The 425-nt window shown below is 66.1% G+C and carries 1 protein-coding gene; it reads left to right on the forward strand.

What is annotated here, in order from left to right:
• Positions 1-292, forward strand: a 292-nt coding sequence (locus WDW90_RS38290; protein WP_431311217.1) for a DDE-type integrase/transposase/recombinase, incomplete at its 5' end; no start/stop codon positions are given.
• Positions 293-425: the final 133 nt, after the last annotated feature.

The raw sequence follows: 425 nt of genomic DNA on the forward strand, positions 1-425 counted from the left end.
CCGCGCGCTCGCGGACTTCGGGGGAATACGGTGGGGTTCGCTTCGTCATGGCTCCAGTCTCTCAAGAGTTGGAGCCTCTGAGAAACCCGGCGCGGTTCACTTCCGGGTGAAGCGCCCCATGCCTTGGGTGGGCGGGTTCCGCTCCTTCCACACGGCCCGGCGCACCATCCAGGGCTTCGAGGCCATGCTGTGGCTGCGCAAGGGCTTCGGCTTTGCCGGCGCGTGGACCGTGCGCGAGCAGAACCAGCTACTTGCTCACTGCTTCGGACTTCCCGTCGCGAACAAAGTGTGAAAGCGGGGCCATCGAGCCCCTGCTACGGCTCACTGCCGTGTTTGCGACAAGCCCTCGGCGAACACGTAGCCCCCGTTGATCCTGAGGCCGACGCTGCGGCCGGAGGCGTAGCGCTCGCCGTCGAAATCCTCGA

It is taken from the genome of Methylobacterium nigriterrae (genome assembly GCF_037106235.1).
GTDB classification, from domain to species: domain Bacteria; phylum Pseudomonadota; class Alphaproteobacteria; order Rhizobiales; family Beijerinckiaceae; genus Methylobacterium; species Methylobacterium nigriterrae.